Source organism: Rhodococcus sp. NPDC047139 (assembly GCF_040643435.1).
Lineage (GTDB): Bacteria > Actinomycetota > Actinomycetes > Mycobacteriales > Mycobacteriaceae > Rhodococcus.
Window position 1 is genome coordinate 1 of the sequence record NZ_JBEYUH010000013.1, and the last position, 16872, is coordinate 16872.

The 16872-nt window shown below is 66.7% G+C and carries 15 protein-coding genes; 3 read left to right on the forward strand and 12 right to left on the reverse strand.

The window, feature by feature from the left end:
- Positions 1-91 precede the first annotated feature (91 nt).
- A complete protein-coding gene (locus ABZ789_RS16500; RefSeq protein WP_358425524.1) occupies positions 92-2176 on the reverse strand; it encodes an ABC transporter permease in 2085 nt (694 codons plus the stop codon).
- Positions 2177-2360: 184 nt separating this feature from the next.
- On the opposite strand from ABZ789_RS16500, the gene ABZ789_RS16505 reads away from it, so the two are divergent.
- Positions 2361-3023, forward strand: a complete 663-nt coding sequence (locus ABZ789_RS16505) for a TetR family transcriptional regulator (RefSeq protein WP_358425527.1) — start codon at positions 2361-2363, stop codon at positions 3021-3023.
- 4 nt (positions 3024-3027) lie between these two features.
- Here ABZ789_RS16505 and ABZ789_RS16510 read toward each other — a convergent pair whose 3' ends face one another.
- The 3 genes from ABZ789_RS16510 to mca are packed head-to-tail and all read right to left on the reverse strand — an operon-like array spanning position 3028 to position 6237.
- The gene (locus ABZ789_RS16510) at positions 3028-5022 is read right to left on the reverse strand and encodes a thioredoxin domain-containing protein (protein WP_358425530.1); all 1995 of its coding nucleotides are present in this window, start codon (positions 5020-5022) and stop codon (positions 3028-3030) included.
- Positions 5023-5065: 43 nt separating this feature from the next.
- Positions 5066-5380: a hypothetical protein gene (locus tag ABZ789_RS16515; protein ID WP_358425533.1), complete on the reverse strand. Its 315-nt coding sequence runs from the start codon at positions 5378-5380 to the stop codon at positions 5066-5068.
- Positions 5377-6237, reverse strand: a complete 861-nt coding sequence (gene mca, locus ABZ789_RS16520) for a mycothiol conjugate amidase Mca (protein ID WP_358425895.1) — start codon at positions 6235-6237, stop codon at positions 5377-5379. The genes ABZ789_RS16515 and mca overlap by 4 nt, the downstream gene beginning before the upstream one ends.
- Before the next feature lie 180 nt (positions 6238-6417).
- Between mca and ABZ789_RS16525 the strand changes: the two genes are divergently transcribed.
- Both ABZ789_RS16525 and greA read left to right on the forward strand, forming a co-directional pair.
- Positions 6418-6846: a DUF4307 domain-containing protein gene (locus ABZ789_RS16525; RefSeq protein WP_358425535.1), complete on the forward strand. Its 429-nt coding sequence runs from the start codon at positions 6418-6420 to the stop codon at positions 6844-6846.
- A 242-nt stretch (positions 6847-7088) separates the two neighbouring features.
- Positions 7089-7583, forward strand: coding sequence for a transcription elongation factor GreA (greA, locus tag ABZ789_RS16530; RefSeq protein ID WP_358425538.1), 495 nt, complete (start codon positions 7089-7091; stop codon positions 7581-7583).
- Between the two features lie 115 nt (positions 7584-7698).
- Here greA and ABZ789_RS16535 read toward each other — a convergent pair whose 3' ends face one another.
- The 8 genes from ABZ789_RS16535 to ABZ789_RS16570 all read right to left on the reverse strand — a co-directional run bounded on the left by ABZ789_RS16535 (position 7699) and on the right by ABZ789_RS16570 (position 16837).
- Positions 7699-9081, reverse strand: coding sequence for an NlpC/P60 family protein (locus tag ABZ789_RS16535; RefSeq protein ID WP_358425541.1), 1383 nt, complete (start codon positions 9079-9081; stop codon positions 7699-7701).
- A gap of 148 nt (positions 9082-9229) precedes the next feature.
- The gene (locus tag ABZ789_RS16540) at positions 9230-11140 is read right to left on the reverse strand and encodes an SEC-C domain-containing protein (RefSeq protein ID WP_358425544.1); all 1911 of its coding nucleotides are present in this window, start codon (positions 11138-11140) and stop codon (positions 9230-9232) included.
- Between the two features lie 112 nt (positions 11141-11252).
- The gene (locus tag ABZ789_RS16545) at positions 11253-11546 is read right to left on the reverse strand and encodes a hypothetical protein (RefSeq protein WP_358425547.1); all 294 of its coding nucleotides are present in this window, start codon (positions 11544-11546) and stop codon (positions 11253-11255) included.
- A gap of 220 nt (positions 11547-11766) precedes the next feature.
- Complete coding sequence (locus ABZ789_RS16550) at positions 11767-12918, reverse strand: cystathionine gamma-synthase (RefSeq protein WP_358425550.1); 1152 nt, start codon at positions 12916-12918, stop codon at positions 11767-11769.
- A 12-nt stretch (positions 12919-12930) separates the two neighbouring features.
- Positions 12931-14316, reverse strand: coding sequence for a cystathionine beta-synthase (locus ABZ789_RS16555; RefSeq protein WP_358425553.1), 1386 nt, complete (start codon positions 14314-14316; stop codon positions 12931-12933).
- Positions 14317-14420: 104 nt separating this feature from the next.
- A complete protein-coding gene (locus ABZ789_RS16560; RefSeq protein WP_358425556.1) occupies positions 14421-15263 on the reverse strand; it encodes a Bax inhibitor-1/YccA family protein in 843 nt (280 codons plus the stop codon).
- Between the two features lie 96 nt (positions 15264-15359).
- Positions 15360-16487, reverse strand: a complete 1128-nt coding sequence (locus ABZ789_RS16565) for a methyltransferase (RefSeq protein WP_358425559.1) — start codon at positions 16485-16487, stop codon at positions 15360-15362.
- Positions 16481-16837 carry a hypothetical protein gene (locus ABZ789_RS16570; RefSeq protein WP_358425562.1) on the reverse strand — a complete coding sequence of 119 codons (357 nt, stop codon included), beginning with the start codon at positions 16835-16837 and terminating at the stop codon, positions 16481-16483. Before ABZ789_RS16570 ends, ABZ789_RS16565 begins: the two co-directional genes overlap by 7 nt.
- Between the last annotated feature and the right edge of the window lie 35 nt (positions 16838-16872).

Below are 16872 nucleotides of genomic sequence, written 5' to 3' on the forward strand. Positions count from 1 at the left end.
CTCGAGTACTACAACACTCGACGACGTCACAGCGCACTCGGAGGACTTCCACCGGTCAGCCGGCTGGCACCAACCTGATGGCCGGGTACATCTAGACCGGTTCCCGATCCGCGTCGGCCCGTCGGCCGGCGCGGATCCGGTCGAGGACGATCACGCACAGCAGGGACACCGCACCCCAGATCACGAAGGTGACCAGGTGGGAGCCGACGGCGTCGCCACCGAAGTACAGGATCGATCGAACCGATTCCACTGCAGCGGGCATCGGCAGAACGCCGTGCAGGAACCTGAACACCTCCGGCGTCATGTACATCGACATCGCACCGTTCGAGGCCGGGACACCGAGGAACATCAGCACACCGACCGCGGGAATCACCGCGAGCAGACCGAACAATCTCGACAGCACCAGGGTGAACAGCGAGGTCGCGAAGATCGCCACGATTCCGGTGCCGAACAGCGGCAGGAAGTGCCCGTCGACGGCTCCGGTGATCGGATCGGCGATCACCCAGAGCACGGCGGACATGAACACCGCCCAGCCGGCGGCGATCGGCAGGAACCGCCGCAGGACCACCGCTGCGGGCTGAGCACTGCCCGCGACGACGACCACCATGAAACCGGCCATGATCCAGCCCATCGCGACGTAGAGCGTCACCGTGCCCATCGAGTCGGATTCCGGCAGCGGCGCGAGATTCTCGACGGTGAGCGGCACCTGCATACCTCCGGCGACCTGCTCGAAAGTCTGCTGCACGACCTGCTGCTGGCTCATACCTGCAGCCTCACTGGTGACCAATGTCGCGGTGGGTGATTGCGCGGTGGGCAGCACGAAGGCCGCGACGATCGCGCGATCGCGCACCTCCTCGCGAGCAGCGTCCAGCGAGTCGGCGACCTGCAGATCGAACAGGCCGGACATGTTCTGTTCGAGGCCTGCGACCGTCTGTTCGGCCTGCTCGGTGGTCGAGGCTACGACGGCCACAGGCATGTCACGCGGCGTGGGCTGGTACATCGCACCGAGCATGATCGACAACATCAGCACGACCATCGCGAAGGGAAAGAACGCCAGCGTGAGGTAGCGGACGCGGTTGCTCCGGGGACGCGGTCCGGACGTGAGCGAGGGCAGGGTCACCTCGGGATCGCCCGCCTCGGGGTTGCGTCGCCGCTTCAGAGCATCGACACCGAGAGTCGCGGCGAGAGCGAGCAGCGTGCCGACGACGAGCACCAGCAGGTGTCCGCCGAGTCCCTCACCACCGAAATACAGGACCGATCTCAGGGACTCACCCGCGGCCGCGGTGGGGAGGAAGCCGTGGAGCTGGACGTAGATCGACGGCAACGCGTGGATCGACATCCCGAGATTCGACGCCGGGACGCCGAGCACCATCACGAAGAGCATGCCCACAAGGACCGCCATCGGACCGAAGATCCGCGTGAGGAACAGCTGGACGGATCCGACGGCGAAGATCGAAAGCCAGGAGATGCCCAGCACGGTGACAGCGCTGCCTTGAACAGCTCCCAGGACGGGCCCGGCGACGAGCCACACCAGGGTGCCGATCAGGACGGACCATCCCGCGAGGAGGGGCACGACGCGACGGAAACGCAGCAGCTCGGGGGAATTGGACAGCATGATGCTCAGCGGCATGTACCCGGCGAGCATCAGCGCCTGGGCCATGAACATCACGCCCAGCCCGGCCATGTCGTGATCCGGCAGCGGAGCCAGATCATCGAAGGTCGCGTCGATTCCCTGGCCGAGCAGGTGAGGTGCCAGCAGGCCGGTGACCATCGACGATTGCGACGCCCCGGCGGCACCCGCCGTGTACACGGTGGCAGCGCCGGAGTCCGAAAGGGAGACCGCACCGGCGACCTCCCGTGCGAGCACGAGGTCTCGCGCCTGCTCGTCGGTCTCGACGACACGCACGTCGACCGCGTCCGGATCGGCGTTCTCGAGCGCGCGGGCAACATCGTAGGCCTGCTGCGCCGAGCCGGCGACGGCGATCGGCATGTCGTCGGGCTCGGGCGCGTGCATCGCGTACAGATAACCGGTGATCATCATCCCGACCATCAGGAAGGGCAGCAGGATCATCGCCACATAGCGGCCGATGTGCTCCTTCCTCGCCCGGGCGAGCTCGGCCTCCGTGGGCCCACCTCCCGGCGGTTCGTTCCTCTCGGACGTAAGGGTGTCGACCACTGATGAGCTCCTCGATATCCGGACACGGACCGAACGCTTCCGCGCCGTCATCGGCTCCACGGAAATACGCTGACTGACTTAAAAAGCTACGCTGTGTGTCTTAAATCGACCAAGCTGGGACACTGGTGACCTTCGTCCCACCCCCACCGAAGTCGTTCGGCCGAGAAGAGAGCAGCACAAGAGCGTGAGTACCCACGGCGACCAGGCGCGGCGAGCGCTGCTCGATTCGGCGGAAGAGTTGTTCGCCACCCTCGGCATCGACGGGGTGTCCAACCGGCGCATCGCCGAACACGCGGGCAACGCGAACCATTCCGCCGTCAACTACCACTTCGGGAGCCGGGAGGAACTGGTCCGCGCGATGGTCACCCGCTATTCCGACGACACCCGCCGACGACGTGCCGAACTCGTCCGCCTGCTCGACCATGAATCGGGACTACGCGACTATCTGAGCTGCCTCATCCTGCCGTTCACCGATCAACTCGCCTCGATGCCGGTGCCGACCTGGCGCGCACGCTTCCTGCGGCAGCTCAGAGCCGTGCCATCGATGGTCGACATCGCCGCGACCGCCACCGTCGCGGATCCGTACCTCGACGATCTGATCAAGCGGGCCAGGTCGTGCGTCGCCGAATTGCCGGACGCCGTGATCACCGGGCGGTCGTGGCTCGCGGGAAAGCTCGTCCTCGATGCGTGCGCCGACTACGAGGCACGCCTCGAAAGCGAAACGATCGAACCCGACTGGACCGGCTTCTCCCTGTTCCTCGTCGATGCGTGTGCGGGAATGCTCGAGGCACCGGTGACGTGTGGCGGCGACTTCCTCGGATCGCGCGCCGCCTCCGTTTGGCCGTGACCGGTCAAACCGCGGCGAGGGCCTCGCGTAGTCCCGGCACGGTCGTCACCGGGCGATCGCACACGAATCCCCGGCAGACGTAGGCGGCAGGAGCACCGCCGATGAGGGGGCGCCCCGCGAGCAACGGCGACGATCCGGGGTCGCCGCCCGTCACGATCGCCCCACCGGGCGCCAGCCGGCGCGCGGCGTCGAGGAGTTCACCCCCACCCGCGACCGCTACCTGGATCGGACCGCGCACGGATGCCTCGGCGACCGTCAGCCAATGCCCTGCCGCCCGCGGCACGCGGTCGAGCAGGACCGATGCGACCGACAGGGACGAGGCTGCCGCATCCGCGTACCGCGAGTCGTCGTGCACCAGTGCGGACAGCGAGAGCAGTGCCTCGGCGATGAGCGAGGCCCCCGCCGGCGTCGCGCCGTCGACCGGATCTCGTGGCCTTGCTACGAGCGACTCGGCGTCGTCTGCGGTGTCGAACCAGCTCCCGGGACGTTCCGGGTCGGCGAACCGGTCGAGGGCGATGTCGGCGAGTTCCCGGGCCCCCTCGATCCAGCGCTCCTCCCCTGTCGCCTGATGCACGGCGAGTAGCGCGGTGACGAGGGCCCCGTAATCCTCGAGCACCCCCGCCGGTGTTCCGGCTACCCCGCCCAGCGATGCGCGGCGCAGACGTCCGTCCGCCAGGTGACGCTCGAGCAGGAACTGTGCACACCCCACGGCTGCGTCGATCCATGCAGGTTCGCCGAAGGCGACTCCCGCCTCGGCGAGCGCGGTGACCGCGAAGGCGTTCCAGGCGGTGACCACCTTGTCGTCGCGACCGGGTTGCGGGCGCTGCGCACGGGCGGCGAACAGGCGGGCCCGGACGTCGGCGAGACGCTCCGGATCGTCCGGCTCATCGAGCAGTTGCAGCACCGAGCTGCCGTGTTCGAACGTGCCGCCGGGAGTGACGGTGAACATTTCCGCAGCCCACCGGCCGTCGCCGGGACCGAGAACTTCGACGAGCTGCTCGGGCGTCCACACGTAGGTGAGCCCCTCGACGCCCTCCGTGTCGGCATCGAGCGCCGAGGCGAAAGCTCCCTCGGCAGTGAGCAGGTCGCGTAACAGGAACTCGACGGTCTCCCGCGCGACGCGCTGTGGCAGTTCGGCATCCGTCACTCGGGCGAGGTGGGCGTACAGACGCAGCAGCAGTGCATTGTCGTAGAGCATCTTCTCGAAGTGCGGCACCGTCCAGGCAGCATCGACGCTGTACCGCGCGAAACCCCCGCCGAGCTGGTCGTAGATTCCCCCTCGTGCCATCGCTTCCGCGGTCCGTTCGACGAGACCGAGGGTGTCGGCGGACCGGGTGCGCTCGTATCCGCGCAAGAGCCCCTCGAGCAGGTTCGAGGGTGGGAACTTCGGCGCCCCTCCGAAGCCACCGTGTTCACGGTCCTCGTCACCGGCGACGGTGGCTGCGGCTGCATCGAGCAGAGCGGCGTCGACGATGCGACCTCCGGCGGGCAGCCCACCGCTGCTCCGGCGCAGTTCGACGGCGACTGCTTCTGCCGCCTGCGTGACGTCATCGCGCCGGGTGCGCCACGTATCGTCGATCGCCTCGAGCACTTGCACGAAGGACGGCATGCCACCGCGCGGCGTATTCGGGTAGTACGTGCCGCAGTAGAAGGGCGCTCCGTCGGGGGTGAGGAAGCAGGTCATCGGCCAACCACCGTGACCTGCCATTGCGACGGTCGCATTCATGTAGATCGCGTCGATGTCCGGCCGTTCCTCGCGGTCGACCTTGATGCACACGAAGTGCTCGTTCATCACCGCGGCGGTGGCATCGTCCTCGAACGATTCGTGCGCCATGACGTGACACCAGTGGCACGCCGCATAGCCGATCGAGAGCAGTATCGGGACGTCGCGCTCCCGGGCCTCTGCGAGCGCCTCGTCACCCCATTCCTGCCAGTGCACCGGATTCCCGGCGTGTTGGCGCAGGTAAGGGCTGAGAGCGGCGGCCAGTCGATTCGCCATGCCCCCACGCTACGGAAGGAGCGCTTACGGCGAAGGCCAGTCGTCAGCTTCCCTTGGTCGGTTCCGGGCGCTCCGGCCCCGTCGCCTTCTGCGTCCCGTCGGCCTTCTGCGCCTCCGGGTCATCTCCCGGGATCGCACCCGGCAGCGTGCCGTCGTCGACGAACTGGTCGGGCTCCGGATTCTCCGGATGGAAGGTCTCGGGTAGTTGCTTCAACCGCTTGTTCATGTTCCAGATCAACAGAGCGGTCGCGACCAACAGGACCACCACGATGGCGAGACCGAGCGGAGATGCCTTGCCGAACTCGGGGCCGGTCGGCTCCTGAGCGAGAACCTCGACCGCGAGCGTGCCTATCGTCATTTGCCCTGTCCGTCCTCGATGCCCGCGAACAGATCCGTCTCGGGAATCTCCGTGCTCACGCGGGTCTTGGCCAACTCGAACTCCTCGGTCGGCCACACCTTCTGCTGGATATCCAACGGGACCGCGAAGAACGATCCGTTGGGGTCGATCTGGGTGGCATGTGCCCGCAGCGCATCGTCACGTTTCGGGAAGTAGTCGCCACAGGTGATCTGAGTGGTCACACGCCCCATGAGATCGCCCTGCTCGGTCCGCCACTTGTTCAGCCACTGCTCCATCGGGAACGGCTCGCCACGACGCTCGTACTCGTCACGGAAGAGTTCGAGACGCTTACGGATGAAACCGTGCGAATAGTACAACTTGCGCACCGCCCACGGCTCCCCGAGTTCGGGGTGGAACTCCGGATCGGCCGCCGCGTCGTAGGCCGCGACCGACACCTCGTGGCAACGGATGTGGTCGGGGTGCGGGTACCCACCGTTTTCGTCGTAGGTCGTCATGACGTGCGGACGGAACTCACGGATGGCCCGAACGAGTCGGCGGACCGGTTCGTCGAGGGGAATCGCCGCGAACGACCCCTCGGGCAGCGGAGGCTTGGGGTCGCCCTCGGGCAGGCCGGAGTCGACGAAGCCGAGCCACTGTTGCCGCACACCGAGGATGCGGGCAGCTTCGGCCATCTCCTCCTTGCGCACCTCACTCATGCGTTCGCGAATGCCCGGTACGTCCATGGCGGGGTTCAGGATGTCGCCGCGCTCGCCGCCCGTGAGCGTGACCACCAGGACCTCGTGCCCTTCGGCCGAGTAACGGGCCATCGTGGCCGCGCCCTTGCTCGACTCGTCGTCGGGATGGGCGTGCACGGCCATGAGCCGTAGTCCGCTCACGTGTTTTCCTCCACCTCACGTCGTCTGCTTCGCCGGAACCGTCCCTGCGCCCGCGTCGCGATCGCCACGGCTCCGTCCTCTATAGTTCCACCTGATAATTCCGTCGTCAGCCGTGACCCTGCGGCGACGCCTGATCCATCCCCTCGCTGCGAGAGCAAAGTGATGAGCAACACCCTCCCCACCGACCGGTACCCGTCCTCCCGGTACCCCGGCCAACGTGTGTCGACACGCGGCAAACGCTGGGGTTTCACCGTGGGCGGTCTCCTCGCGGGGCTCGCCGTGGCGTTCATGCTGTTCCAGAACAACACGACGCCGATCGAGTCGGAGGTCGTCGCCTTCGAAATCATCGACGACAGCACCATCGACATCCAGCTCAAGGTCACGCGCGACGATCCGTCCCAGGATGCCGTCTGCATCATCCGCGCTCGGTCGAAGGACGGCAGCGAGACGGGGCGTCGCGAGGTTCTCATCCCGGCGTCGGATTCGCAGACCGTCGTGCTCACCTCGACCGTGAAGACGTCACAGCGCCCCGGCATGGGCGACAACTACGGTTGCAGCACCGACGCCCCGGACTATCTGCGCGCACCCTGATCGTCTCCCGACAGCCCTCTTCCAGCGGTTTTCCGAAGAACCGACCGTCGAGATGCTAAAATAGCGAGATACACGGTTCCACCCTTTGGGGCCGTGTATTGCTGCATAAGAGCATCAACAGACAGTACGACTGCGTTCAGCCTGTGTGTAGGGGGGCGGCGGCGGTCGTGCTGTTGCAGTCGTTGCGTGTGCACGACTTGTCCACGGAGCCGGGGGCTCCAACCCGAAGGAAGTGATCGAGGATGACCGAGACCCAGGTGACCTGGCTGACGCAGGAGTCGTACGACCGGCTCAAGGCCGAGCTGGACCAGCTCATCGCGAATCGTCCTGTCATCGCCGCCGAGATCAACGAGCGTCGCGAAGAGGGCGATCTCAAGGAGAACGGCGGCTACCACGCAGCCCGCGAGGAACAGGGCCAGCAGGAAGCCCGCATCCGCCAGCTCCAGGAGCTGCTGGGCACCGCCAAGGTCGGCGTCGCTCCGACCGAGTCGGGCGTCGCGCTCCCCGGTTCCGTCGTGACCGTCTACTACGGAGGCGACGAGACCGACACGGAAACGTTCTTGATCGCGACCCGCGAGGAAGGCGCCCGCAACAGCGAGCTCGAGACCTACTCTCCCAGCTCTCCCCTCGGTGGCGCACTGATCGACGCGAAGGTCGGCGAGACCCGCGAGTACACGCTGCCCAACGGCAACACCATGAAGGTGACGCTCGTGAACGCCGAGCCGTACCACGGCTGATCGCCGAGCGCCGTACCACGGCTGATCGCCGAGCGCCGTACCACGGCTGATCTCGCACAGCGCGAGGGCCCGACCGGATTCCGCCGGTCGGGCCCTCGCGCGTTCACGCCGGTGTTCAGAAGATCCGTCGCGCCTTCATGTCGGGGAAGACGGGCCCCACCCGCACGACGTCGCCGGTGGTCGGCGCGTGCACCATCTGCCCGCCACCGATGTAGATGGCGACGTGACCCGGCCCGCCCGCCTGCCAGTTCCCGAACAGCAGATCGCCTGGGCGTGCCGCATGCAAAGGCACCTCGGTACCCACATGCCACTGGGTTTCGGACGTGCGCGGGAGTGTGATGCCGGTCGCGCCGAAGACCGCGTACGAAGTCAGACCCGAGCAGTCGAATCCGCCCCCGGAGGGGCCGCTGATATTGCCACCACCCCAGACGTAGGGCAGACCGAGATACTTGAATGCAAGGTCGACGATGCGATTGCCGAGATCACTCGATCCGCCGCCGATCCCCAGACCCAGGAACGGCGAGAGCATGCGCGCGAAGACGGGTTCGGCGGCACGGATCTTCGCGACGTAGGGCTTCGTCTGATTCTCGTAGTCGGGGTGACCGGACGGCATACCGCCGGACCGCTTCACAGCACCGACTCCGGCGTTGTACGCGGCCAAGGTCAGATCGAGGGTGTCGCCTTCGACCAGACCGCGTTTCTTCCAGCCGTCGATCAGCTTGTAGTTGTCGCACAGCAGATTGCCGGACGCCATCACAGGATCGGCGATGCCGAGCACATCTGCTCTGCCGTCACCGTCTGCGTCCTTGCCGTACTGGTCCCATGTGCCCGGCATGAACTGGCCCGGCCCCCGCGCCCCGACCGGAGAAACGGGCGCGGTCGGTCCGTACCGGAAGCCGTTCTCGGCGGAGTAGAGGGCCGCGAGCACCGGAGCCGAGATTCCGTCGCACAGCGCGCCGGCCTTCTTCAGCCACGGCGCAAATACCGCGATCGCTCCGATGGGAGCGAGCCTCGTGCCGGGGAGGATCGCCGGGATCGAGGGGAGCGTGACCGCGGATCCGGGAATCATGGGTTCGGTCTGCAGCGTCCCTGATCCGCCGTACCGGGGGGTTTCGGCTGCCCCACCGATCGCCGGTGGCTGCACCGGCATCCCGAAGGGGCCGGGCCGGGCGGCCGGCGGTTCGGGCACCAGAGGAGCCGCTTCCGGAACGGGGGGCCGCAGTACGGCGGCCGCCTCATCGGGAAGGTGCGGTTCGATCGCTCCTGCCACGGCTGCCGTCGCGTCCTCGACCGCTTGTTGTGCGCCCTGCTGCATCGGTTCGGGCAACGACGCCACGAAGTTCTCCACGTCGGTATCGGTGTTCTCCGCAGTTGCTTCGAACGACTCGATCGCCCCGTTGACCTGATCCTTGATCTCTGCTGGTATGTCCGCTCCTTGCACAAGAGCACCCGCTGCCGTAGCCACTGCCACGATGACCGCAGAAGGGTCCACCGACATCCGCTACCCCCACATCATCATCCACCACATTCACCGTAGCTGTGAGTTCGGTCACCAGTACGGCTTCCGGATGTTCTTATCACATATATTCAGGAACACGTTCTATTTTTGTTAACGGTGAGACTTCTGTAGTTTCGTGGGTTCAGAGTTACGGCTCCGGATAGAAATCGGCAGCATCGGGCCGGGTCAGAACATCCATGAGTTCCACCGGGTCCACCGAGCCTTCGGAGAACAGGGCGACGAGCGTCTCCCGCTGGTCCTCGGTGACCGGCTCACATCCTCCTGGCATCATCCATCGCCCCTCGCCTACCGGCACGACCCGTGCGCACAGGAGGGTCCCGGGCGGCACCTCGCCCGACAACCAAGGCGTGAATACCTCCACGCGTTCATCACGGCGAACGTCGCGCAGCGTCAGCGTCTCCCCCGGCGAACTCGTCTCCACTTCGAACACCGAGCGCTCGACATCGAGCCAAGCGCGGCCGAGTTCCGCCTCGTCCTCGGGCAACAGATCCCCGCGACGCGCGAGGAAGTCGGCGAACGCTCCGGAGTCGAACAGGAGAACGTCCTCCACGAGAGGATCGGCGACCGCTTCGGCCACGGCATCATCGTCTCCGTAGCCCGAACGCGCCTCCGCCAGCGCGACCCGCCGCTCTGCCCATACGGGCTCCAGCGCATGCATGGCAGCCTTCATGTACAGCCAATCCGATCGTTCCTCGAGCGAGTGCTCGGCGCGCCCGAGATGACAGGCCTTGTACTTGCGCCCCGACCCGCACCAGCACCGGTCGTTACGTCCGAGCCCGGGAACCTCCGCCGGCCGATAGCGCTCGAGCAACTCGTAGAGGGGGTGCTCGTCCCCACCCGGCACCCGGGCGAGCAAGGAGAGGCCGCGCACCGCATCCCCGCGGTCCGACGCGAAGCGCGCCAAATCGAACAACGGCAGGTCGAAGGCGCCGTCGAGATCGGCGGAACGTTCGTAATGTCGCTCGGCCTCCACGATGCGGCCGGTCGATTCGGCCGCACGGCCCGCGAACCAGTGCGCCGCCCCCGCCACTCGCCGTGGCGCACGGTCGAGGAGCCACAGGGCGGCTTGTTCGATCGCCTCTGGCGCGAGTCCCTCCCCCACCAGCTCGTCGTAGACGGTCTCGGCGATCTCAGGATCGGACAACACCGAGTACAGACCCGACTTGCCCACAGCAAAACGCTCTTCGAGCTCACTCTCGTCACCTCGATCGAGGGATTCGACCAGTGATGCGAACAGTGCCACACCCGGGACGGCATCGACGGGGATCCCCAGCTGTTCGGCGTAGGACTCGAACATCGCCCGGTCGGAGTAGGCGTCGAAGTCGAATCCCCGAGGCGCCACCAGATCCCCGCTGCGGACCAGCCCCGCCTCGTCGAGAAGCTCGCCGATCGGCAGGTTCGGTGCCTTGAACGCCTCCGGCGTGTTGGCCAGGACGTCGAAGAACGCGTTCTCGACGCTCGCCACCTGTCCGCGAGCGATGTCCTGCTCGAGAGCATCCACGAACTCGCTCACGCCGGTGCCCGGCTCGACGTCCACAGGCGCGAACGAGAGACGGCCGTCCCGCACGGTGAGAGCGAGGAGATCGCCCGGCACGCAACTCGACAGGGCACCTTCGGGAAGGACGACAGTCTCCACGGGAACGAATTCGCCCGAGTCCGAATCACTTTGCACGCCAGTATGTTCGGATTCACCGGGCTGCACGATATCGAAGTCGTCATCCTCCGACACCAGCAGCAGAAGCGGCTCGACATCGTCGCCCGGGATCGAGTTCCGGGCGAGGTCGTCGACCGTGAGGCGGTGCGTCAGTGTCCTGCCCTCGCACAGCGCGTCCAAGGCCGCGATACGGTCGTCCGACAGCCACACCAGCAGCGGGTGGGGTTGCGACTGTTCGAGGTCGGTCACCAGCTTGTCAGCGGGACCGAATCCCTTCTCCTCGAGCTGATCTGCCAGCTCGTCGGCCGTCATGGGCCCGAGAAGACGTATCGCGTCGAGCGCGGCTCCCCAGAGGTCGGATTCGGAATATGCACTGTCCGTCACCACGTGATCGTACGGCGAACAGCCCTTGCCCACGGGCGCTCGCGCCGTGGACCCGCACATCACGCCGAAGGATGTGTCCGATCGACGGGGCGTTCCCCGCGCGCCGTGTCGGTCAGTGATCGTCGTAATGATCGTTGTGAACCGCGTGCCGATGCCCGTCGTGGATGTAGTCCATGTGGTCACCGTGGGGAACGGCCACGTGCCCGCAGCCCTCTCCGTGAGTGTGCTCGTGAGGTTCGTGGACGCGGTGCTCGGTCTGCTCACACTCGTCGAAGTGCCCGCCGTGAGTGCGGTGCAGGTGCCCGTCGTGTACGTAGTCGACGTGGTCGCCGTGCGGAACGGCCACGTGCCCGCAGCTGCCGTTGTGGACGTGGTCGTGCCCCGGATGTTCGCGGTGCTCGGTCATCACAGAAGTCCTTTCGCCGATCCGGTCCCCTGCCGCGTCCAGTGTGGCACTGCGCCCAGGCGCTTTCACCGACTTCGGAGCAGCACGAGCTCGATCGACGGACACAACACTCGCCAAAGGGACGGCGAGGCGCTGTGGCTTCACGCGATACAGGCGAGACATACGAGAAGAAGGCGCCGGGAAGGCGCCTTCTTCTCGTGCGGATCGGTGTCCGGCCGCGTCAGCCGAGGGCCTGTTCGACGTCGGCGAGCAGGTCGGCGGCATCCTCGATACCCACCGACAGGCGGACGAGATCCTCGGGGACCTCGAGTAGGGAGCCCGCAGTGGAAGCGTGGGTCATCGCACCCGGATGCTCGATGAGCGACTCCACACCGCCCAGCGATTCCGCGAGGGTGAAGATCTCGGTGCGCTTACAGAAATCCAGCGCCGCTTGCCGGCCGCCCGCAAGTCGCAAGGAGATCATGCCGCCGAAGCGGCGCATCTGCTTGGTGGCGTACTCATGGCCAGGATGCGATTCGAGACCCGGGTACAGCACCTTCGTCACGGAAGGGTGCCCCGACAGGAAATCGACGAGCTTCTCGGCGTTGTCGGAGTGCTTCTCCATCCGCACCGCCAGCGTCTTGATGCCCCGCAGCGTCAGGAAGGCATCGAACGGGCCGGGCACGGCGCCCGCACCGTTCTGCAGGAACGCGAACGCGGTGTCGAGTTCCTCGTCGTTCGTCACCAGGGCACCACCGACCACGTCGGAGTGTCCACCGATGTACTTGGTGGTCGAGTGCAAGACGACATCGGCACCGAAACCGAGCGGCTGCTGCAGGTAGGGCGAGGCGAACGTGTTGTCGACGACGAGCTTGGCGCCTCCGCTGTGTGCGATGTCGGCCAGCGCCGAGATGTCACCGATGTTGAGCAGCGGATTGGTGGGCGTCTCGACCCACACGAGCTTGGTGTTCGGCCGCACCGCCGCGCGCACCTCGTCGGCGTCGTTGATCGCGGCCGGGGTGTATTCGATGCCCCACTGCGTGAACACCTTGTCGATCAGGCGGAAGGTGCCGCCGTAGGCGTCGTTCGGGATCACCAGGTGGTCGCCGGGACGCAGCACCGAGCGGAGCAGGCAGTCCGTGGCGGCCATACCCGAACCGAACGCCCGGCCGTAGGTGCCGTTCTCGAGCGCGGCGAGATTCGCCTCGAGTGGACGGCGAGTCGGGTTGCCGGTCCGGGCATACTCGAAGCCGTTGCGCATCTCTCCGACGCCGTCCTGTGCGAACGTCGACGATGCGTAGATCGGCACGTTGACGGCACCGGTCTGGGGGTCGGGTTCGTACCCGGCGTGAATGGCGCGGGTCGCGAAACCGTGCTGGTTCTGATCGGTCATGAAAATGTGTTCCTATCGGCCTTGGGAGATGAATCCGAGCAGGTCGTGGCGGGTGATCACACCGACGGGCTTGCCGTCGTCGATCACCATGAGCGCGTCGGTGTCGCCGAACGCCTTGGTCGCGGCGTCGAGGGATTCACCCACTCCGATATTCGGCAGCGGCGGGCTCATGTGCTTCTCGACCGGATCTGCAAGATTCGCGCGACCCTCGAAGACGGCACTGAGCAGTTCCCGCTCGCTGACCGAGCCGGCGACCTCACCTGCGGTAACCGGCGGTTCGGCACCCACGACCGGCATCTGCGACACGCCGTACTCGCGGAGGATCTCGATGGCGTCGCGCACCGTCTCGGACGGGTGGGTGTGCACGAGATCGGGCAGGTCGCCGCTCTTGCCGCGCAGCACGTCGCCGACGGTCGAGTCGTCGGGCTTGCCGTCGAGCGGGGCGCGGAGGAAGCCGTAGCTGGCCATCCACTTGTCGTTGAAGATCTTCGACATGTAGCCGCGACCGCCGTCGGGAAGCAGCACCACAACCACCGCATCGGGGCCTTCGCGCTCGGCGACCTGCAGCGCAGCGACCACAGCCATGCCGCACGAGCCACCGACGAGCAGACCCTCCTCGCGGGCGAGGCGGCGGGTCATCTCGAAGGAGTCGGCGTCCGAGACGGCGATGATCTCGTCGGGGATCGACGGATCGTAGGCACTGGGCCAGAAGTCCTCACCCACCCCCTCGACGAGATAAGGGCGACCCGTCCCACCCGAGTACACCGAGCCTTCGGGATCGACGCCGACGACCTTGACCTTGCCGTTCGACACCTCCTTGAGGTACCGGCCGGTGCCCGAGATGGTGCCACCGGTGCCGACGCCGGTAACGAAGTGCGTGATCTTGCCGTCGGTGTCGTTCCAGATCTCGGGGCCGGTGGTCTCGTAGTGGCTCGCCGGACCACCCGGGTTGGAGTACTGGTTGGGCTTCCAGCCGCCCGGCAGCTCGCGGGCGAGGCGGTCGGAGACGCTGTAGTAGCTGTCGGGGTGCTCCGGCGGAACAGCCGTCGGGCACACGACCACCTCCGCGCCGTAGGCCCGCAGCACGTTGCGCTTGTCCTCGCTGACCTTGTCGGGGCATACGAACACGCACTTGTAACCGCGCTGTTGTGCGACGAGAGCCAGACCGATGCCGGTGTTGCCGGAAGTGGGCTCGACGATGGTCCCACCCGGCTTCAACTCACCCGAGGCTTCGGCGGCATCGATCATCTTCACCGCGATGCGGTCCTTGGAGCTACCACCGGGGTTCAGGTACTCGATCTTCGCTGCCACGAGTCCCGACCCGGGTTTCACCACCGAGTTGAGTTTGACGAGGGGTGTATTTCCGATGAGGTCGACGACGGAATCCGCAATGCGCATGACCCCATGTTCCCACGTCGCAACTCGGCGGCACGGGCACGGTGTGCCGACCTGGGAGAACGACGAAGACCCCGGACCGTGGTCCGGGGTCTTCGCGGGTACTGCTAGTCGTTCTGGAAGTAGCTGAGCAGTCGCAGGATCTCGACGTACAGCCACACCAGGGTGACGGTCAGGCCGAGGGCGACGCCCCACGCGGCCTTCTCCGGAGCCTGTGCGCGGATCAGCTGATCGGCCGAGTCGAAGTCCAGCAGGAAGCTGAACGCCGCGATTCCGATGCACACGAGGCTGAAGATGATGGCGAGGGGTCCGCCGTCACGCAGTCCGAGGCCACCCTCGATGAAGAAGCTCGCGATGATGTTGCCCAGCGCGAGGACGAGGACACCGACCAGGGCGCCGACGATCATGCGCGTCAGGCGCGGGGTGACCCGGATGGCGCCGGTGCGGTACACGACGAGCATGCCGAAGAACACGCCGAAGGTGCCGAGGACCGCCTGAGCGATCAGCGTCGCGCCGCCGGCTCCACCGAAGGTGATATCGGTGAACATGAACGACAGAGCGCCCAGGAAGAAGCCTTCCGCCACGGCGTAGGCGAGGACGATCGCCGGGTTGTCCATCTTGCGGCCGAACGTCGCGACCAGCACCAGGACGAGACCGATCAGACCGCCGCCGATGACGAACGGCGCGGCGAGGCCCGTGTTCGAGTGGACCAGCACGTAGGAGACGAGCGCGGAAATGGCGAGCACGCCGAGCGTGATGCCCGTCTTGGTGACGACGTCGTCGATGGTCATCGACCGCTCGGTCGTCGGCCGTGCCCACGGATCCACCTGCGGCTGACCGAATTGCTGGGTGACCTGCGCGGCGCCTGCCGTCGCAGAGCCGAACGTGGCGTATCCGCCGCCCTCTTGCTTGGGCAGGTTGCGGAACACCGGGTTACTGGTGGTGCGCACCGTGCACTTCCCTTCTGGTGGTCGATTCTGTCCGTTCAACGAGGGGCGAACTTCACAAGTTCCCGGATCGTCGAGAAACCTCGGACGAATCGGACTCTACCGGCTACGCACCGACCGGGTCACGGTGAACTTGCGATTGCGGCCCTCGATACGCGTCGAACCGACGATTCCGGACAGGGCCGGACGGTAGTCGAGGTGACGGTTGTAGACCGTCCACATCTGCCCTCCCGGGCGGAGGATCCGGGCGGCAGCATCGAACATCTTCCGGGCAGCTCCGGTGTGCACGGCCGCGCCGATGTGGAAGGGCGGGTTGCACACCACCACGTCCACCGACGCGGCGTCGATCGAGTCGGCCGCGTCGTCGCGGAGCGTGTCGATGCGGCCGGACAGCCCGTTCGCGGCGGCCGTCGCAGCCGCGGAGGCCACAGCAGCGGCGGACTGGTCGGTCGCGATCACCCGAGCATCGGGAAGCTGCCGGGCGAGCATTGCGGCAAGGATCCCGGTGCCGCACCCGAGATCCACCGCGACCCGCGCGTTCGCGTCGATTCGCGGGAAGTGCTCGAGCAGGAATCGGGTGCCGATGTCCAGTCGTGGGCCGGCGAATGCGGCTCCGTGTGCAACGACGGTGAGGTCCAGGTCCGGGAGGTGCTCGCGGACGGGATACGAGGCAGCGCCCGGTCTCGCGCCTCGCGCTGTGAGCACACGCGATTTCTGCCGTCCGCGGGAAGCACGGACTTCGGCGAAGGACGCGCCGAGGATGTCGTTCATCGCATGGCTGATGTGCTTGTCGCGTCCGCCGGCGAACACGACGACCCCGGGGTCGGCGTAGCGGGCGACGGTCTCGGCGATCTCGGTGAGCGCGGACAGCGAGCGGGGAAGGCGGAGCAGCACCACCTCGGCACCGGCGAGCAGGTCCTCGTCGAGGGCGCAGGAGCGGTAGCGGCGGGTGAGGTCCTCTCGCTCGGCATTCGCGGCGAGTGCCCGCTCTGCCACCACGGAATCCTGGTGCACGCGGATCTCTTCCGCCCCGTACCGGACTGCCGCGCCCAGGGTCAGGGCACCGTACTGATCGTCGACCACGACGACCGTGCCGGGCGATGCGGCTTCGAGTGCGGGAGCGGCTTCGTCGAGGAGCAACCGGTCGGCTCCGTCGACAGCGAACAGGTTGGGCGCTTCCACGTCCGGAAAGCGCCTCAACCTGTCGTACAGCTCGTCGATCAGCACTCGCCCTTTCCGGCGTTCTCGATGGCACGCAGGGTGTCGGCCTGCTCCTCTTCACTGAGATCCTGCCAGGCCGGGAGCTGCTGCTGGGCGTCGGCGACAGCCTGAGCCGCTGCGGCGCGGTCCTGGCCCCATTCCTCGAGCTCATCGAGGTAGGGCAGCATTGCCTCGCAGTTCTCCTCGTAGCTCTTGCCCAATTCGACCGTGGTGCCCGTCGAGCCGGCCGCCGCAGATGCCGACGTGCTCGTGGTGGTGGTGGTCTCCTCCGCCGACTCGGAGGCGTCGGAGGATCCGCACGCCGCCGCCAGCATGACCACACTTGCACCCAACAGCGCCGCGAGAGTCTTCTTCATTCGTGTCCCACTTCTGATCGCAGTGTCGTTTGACC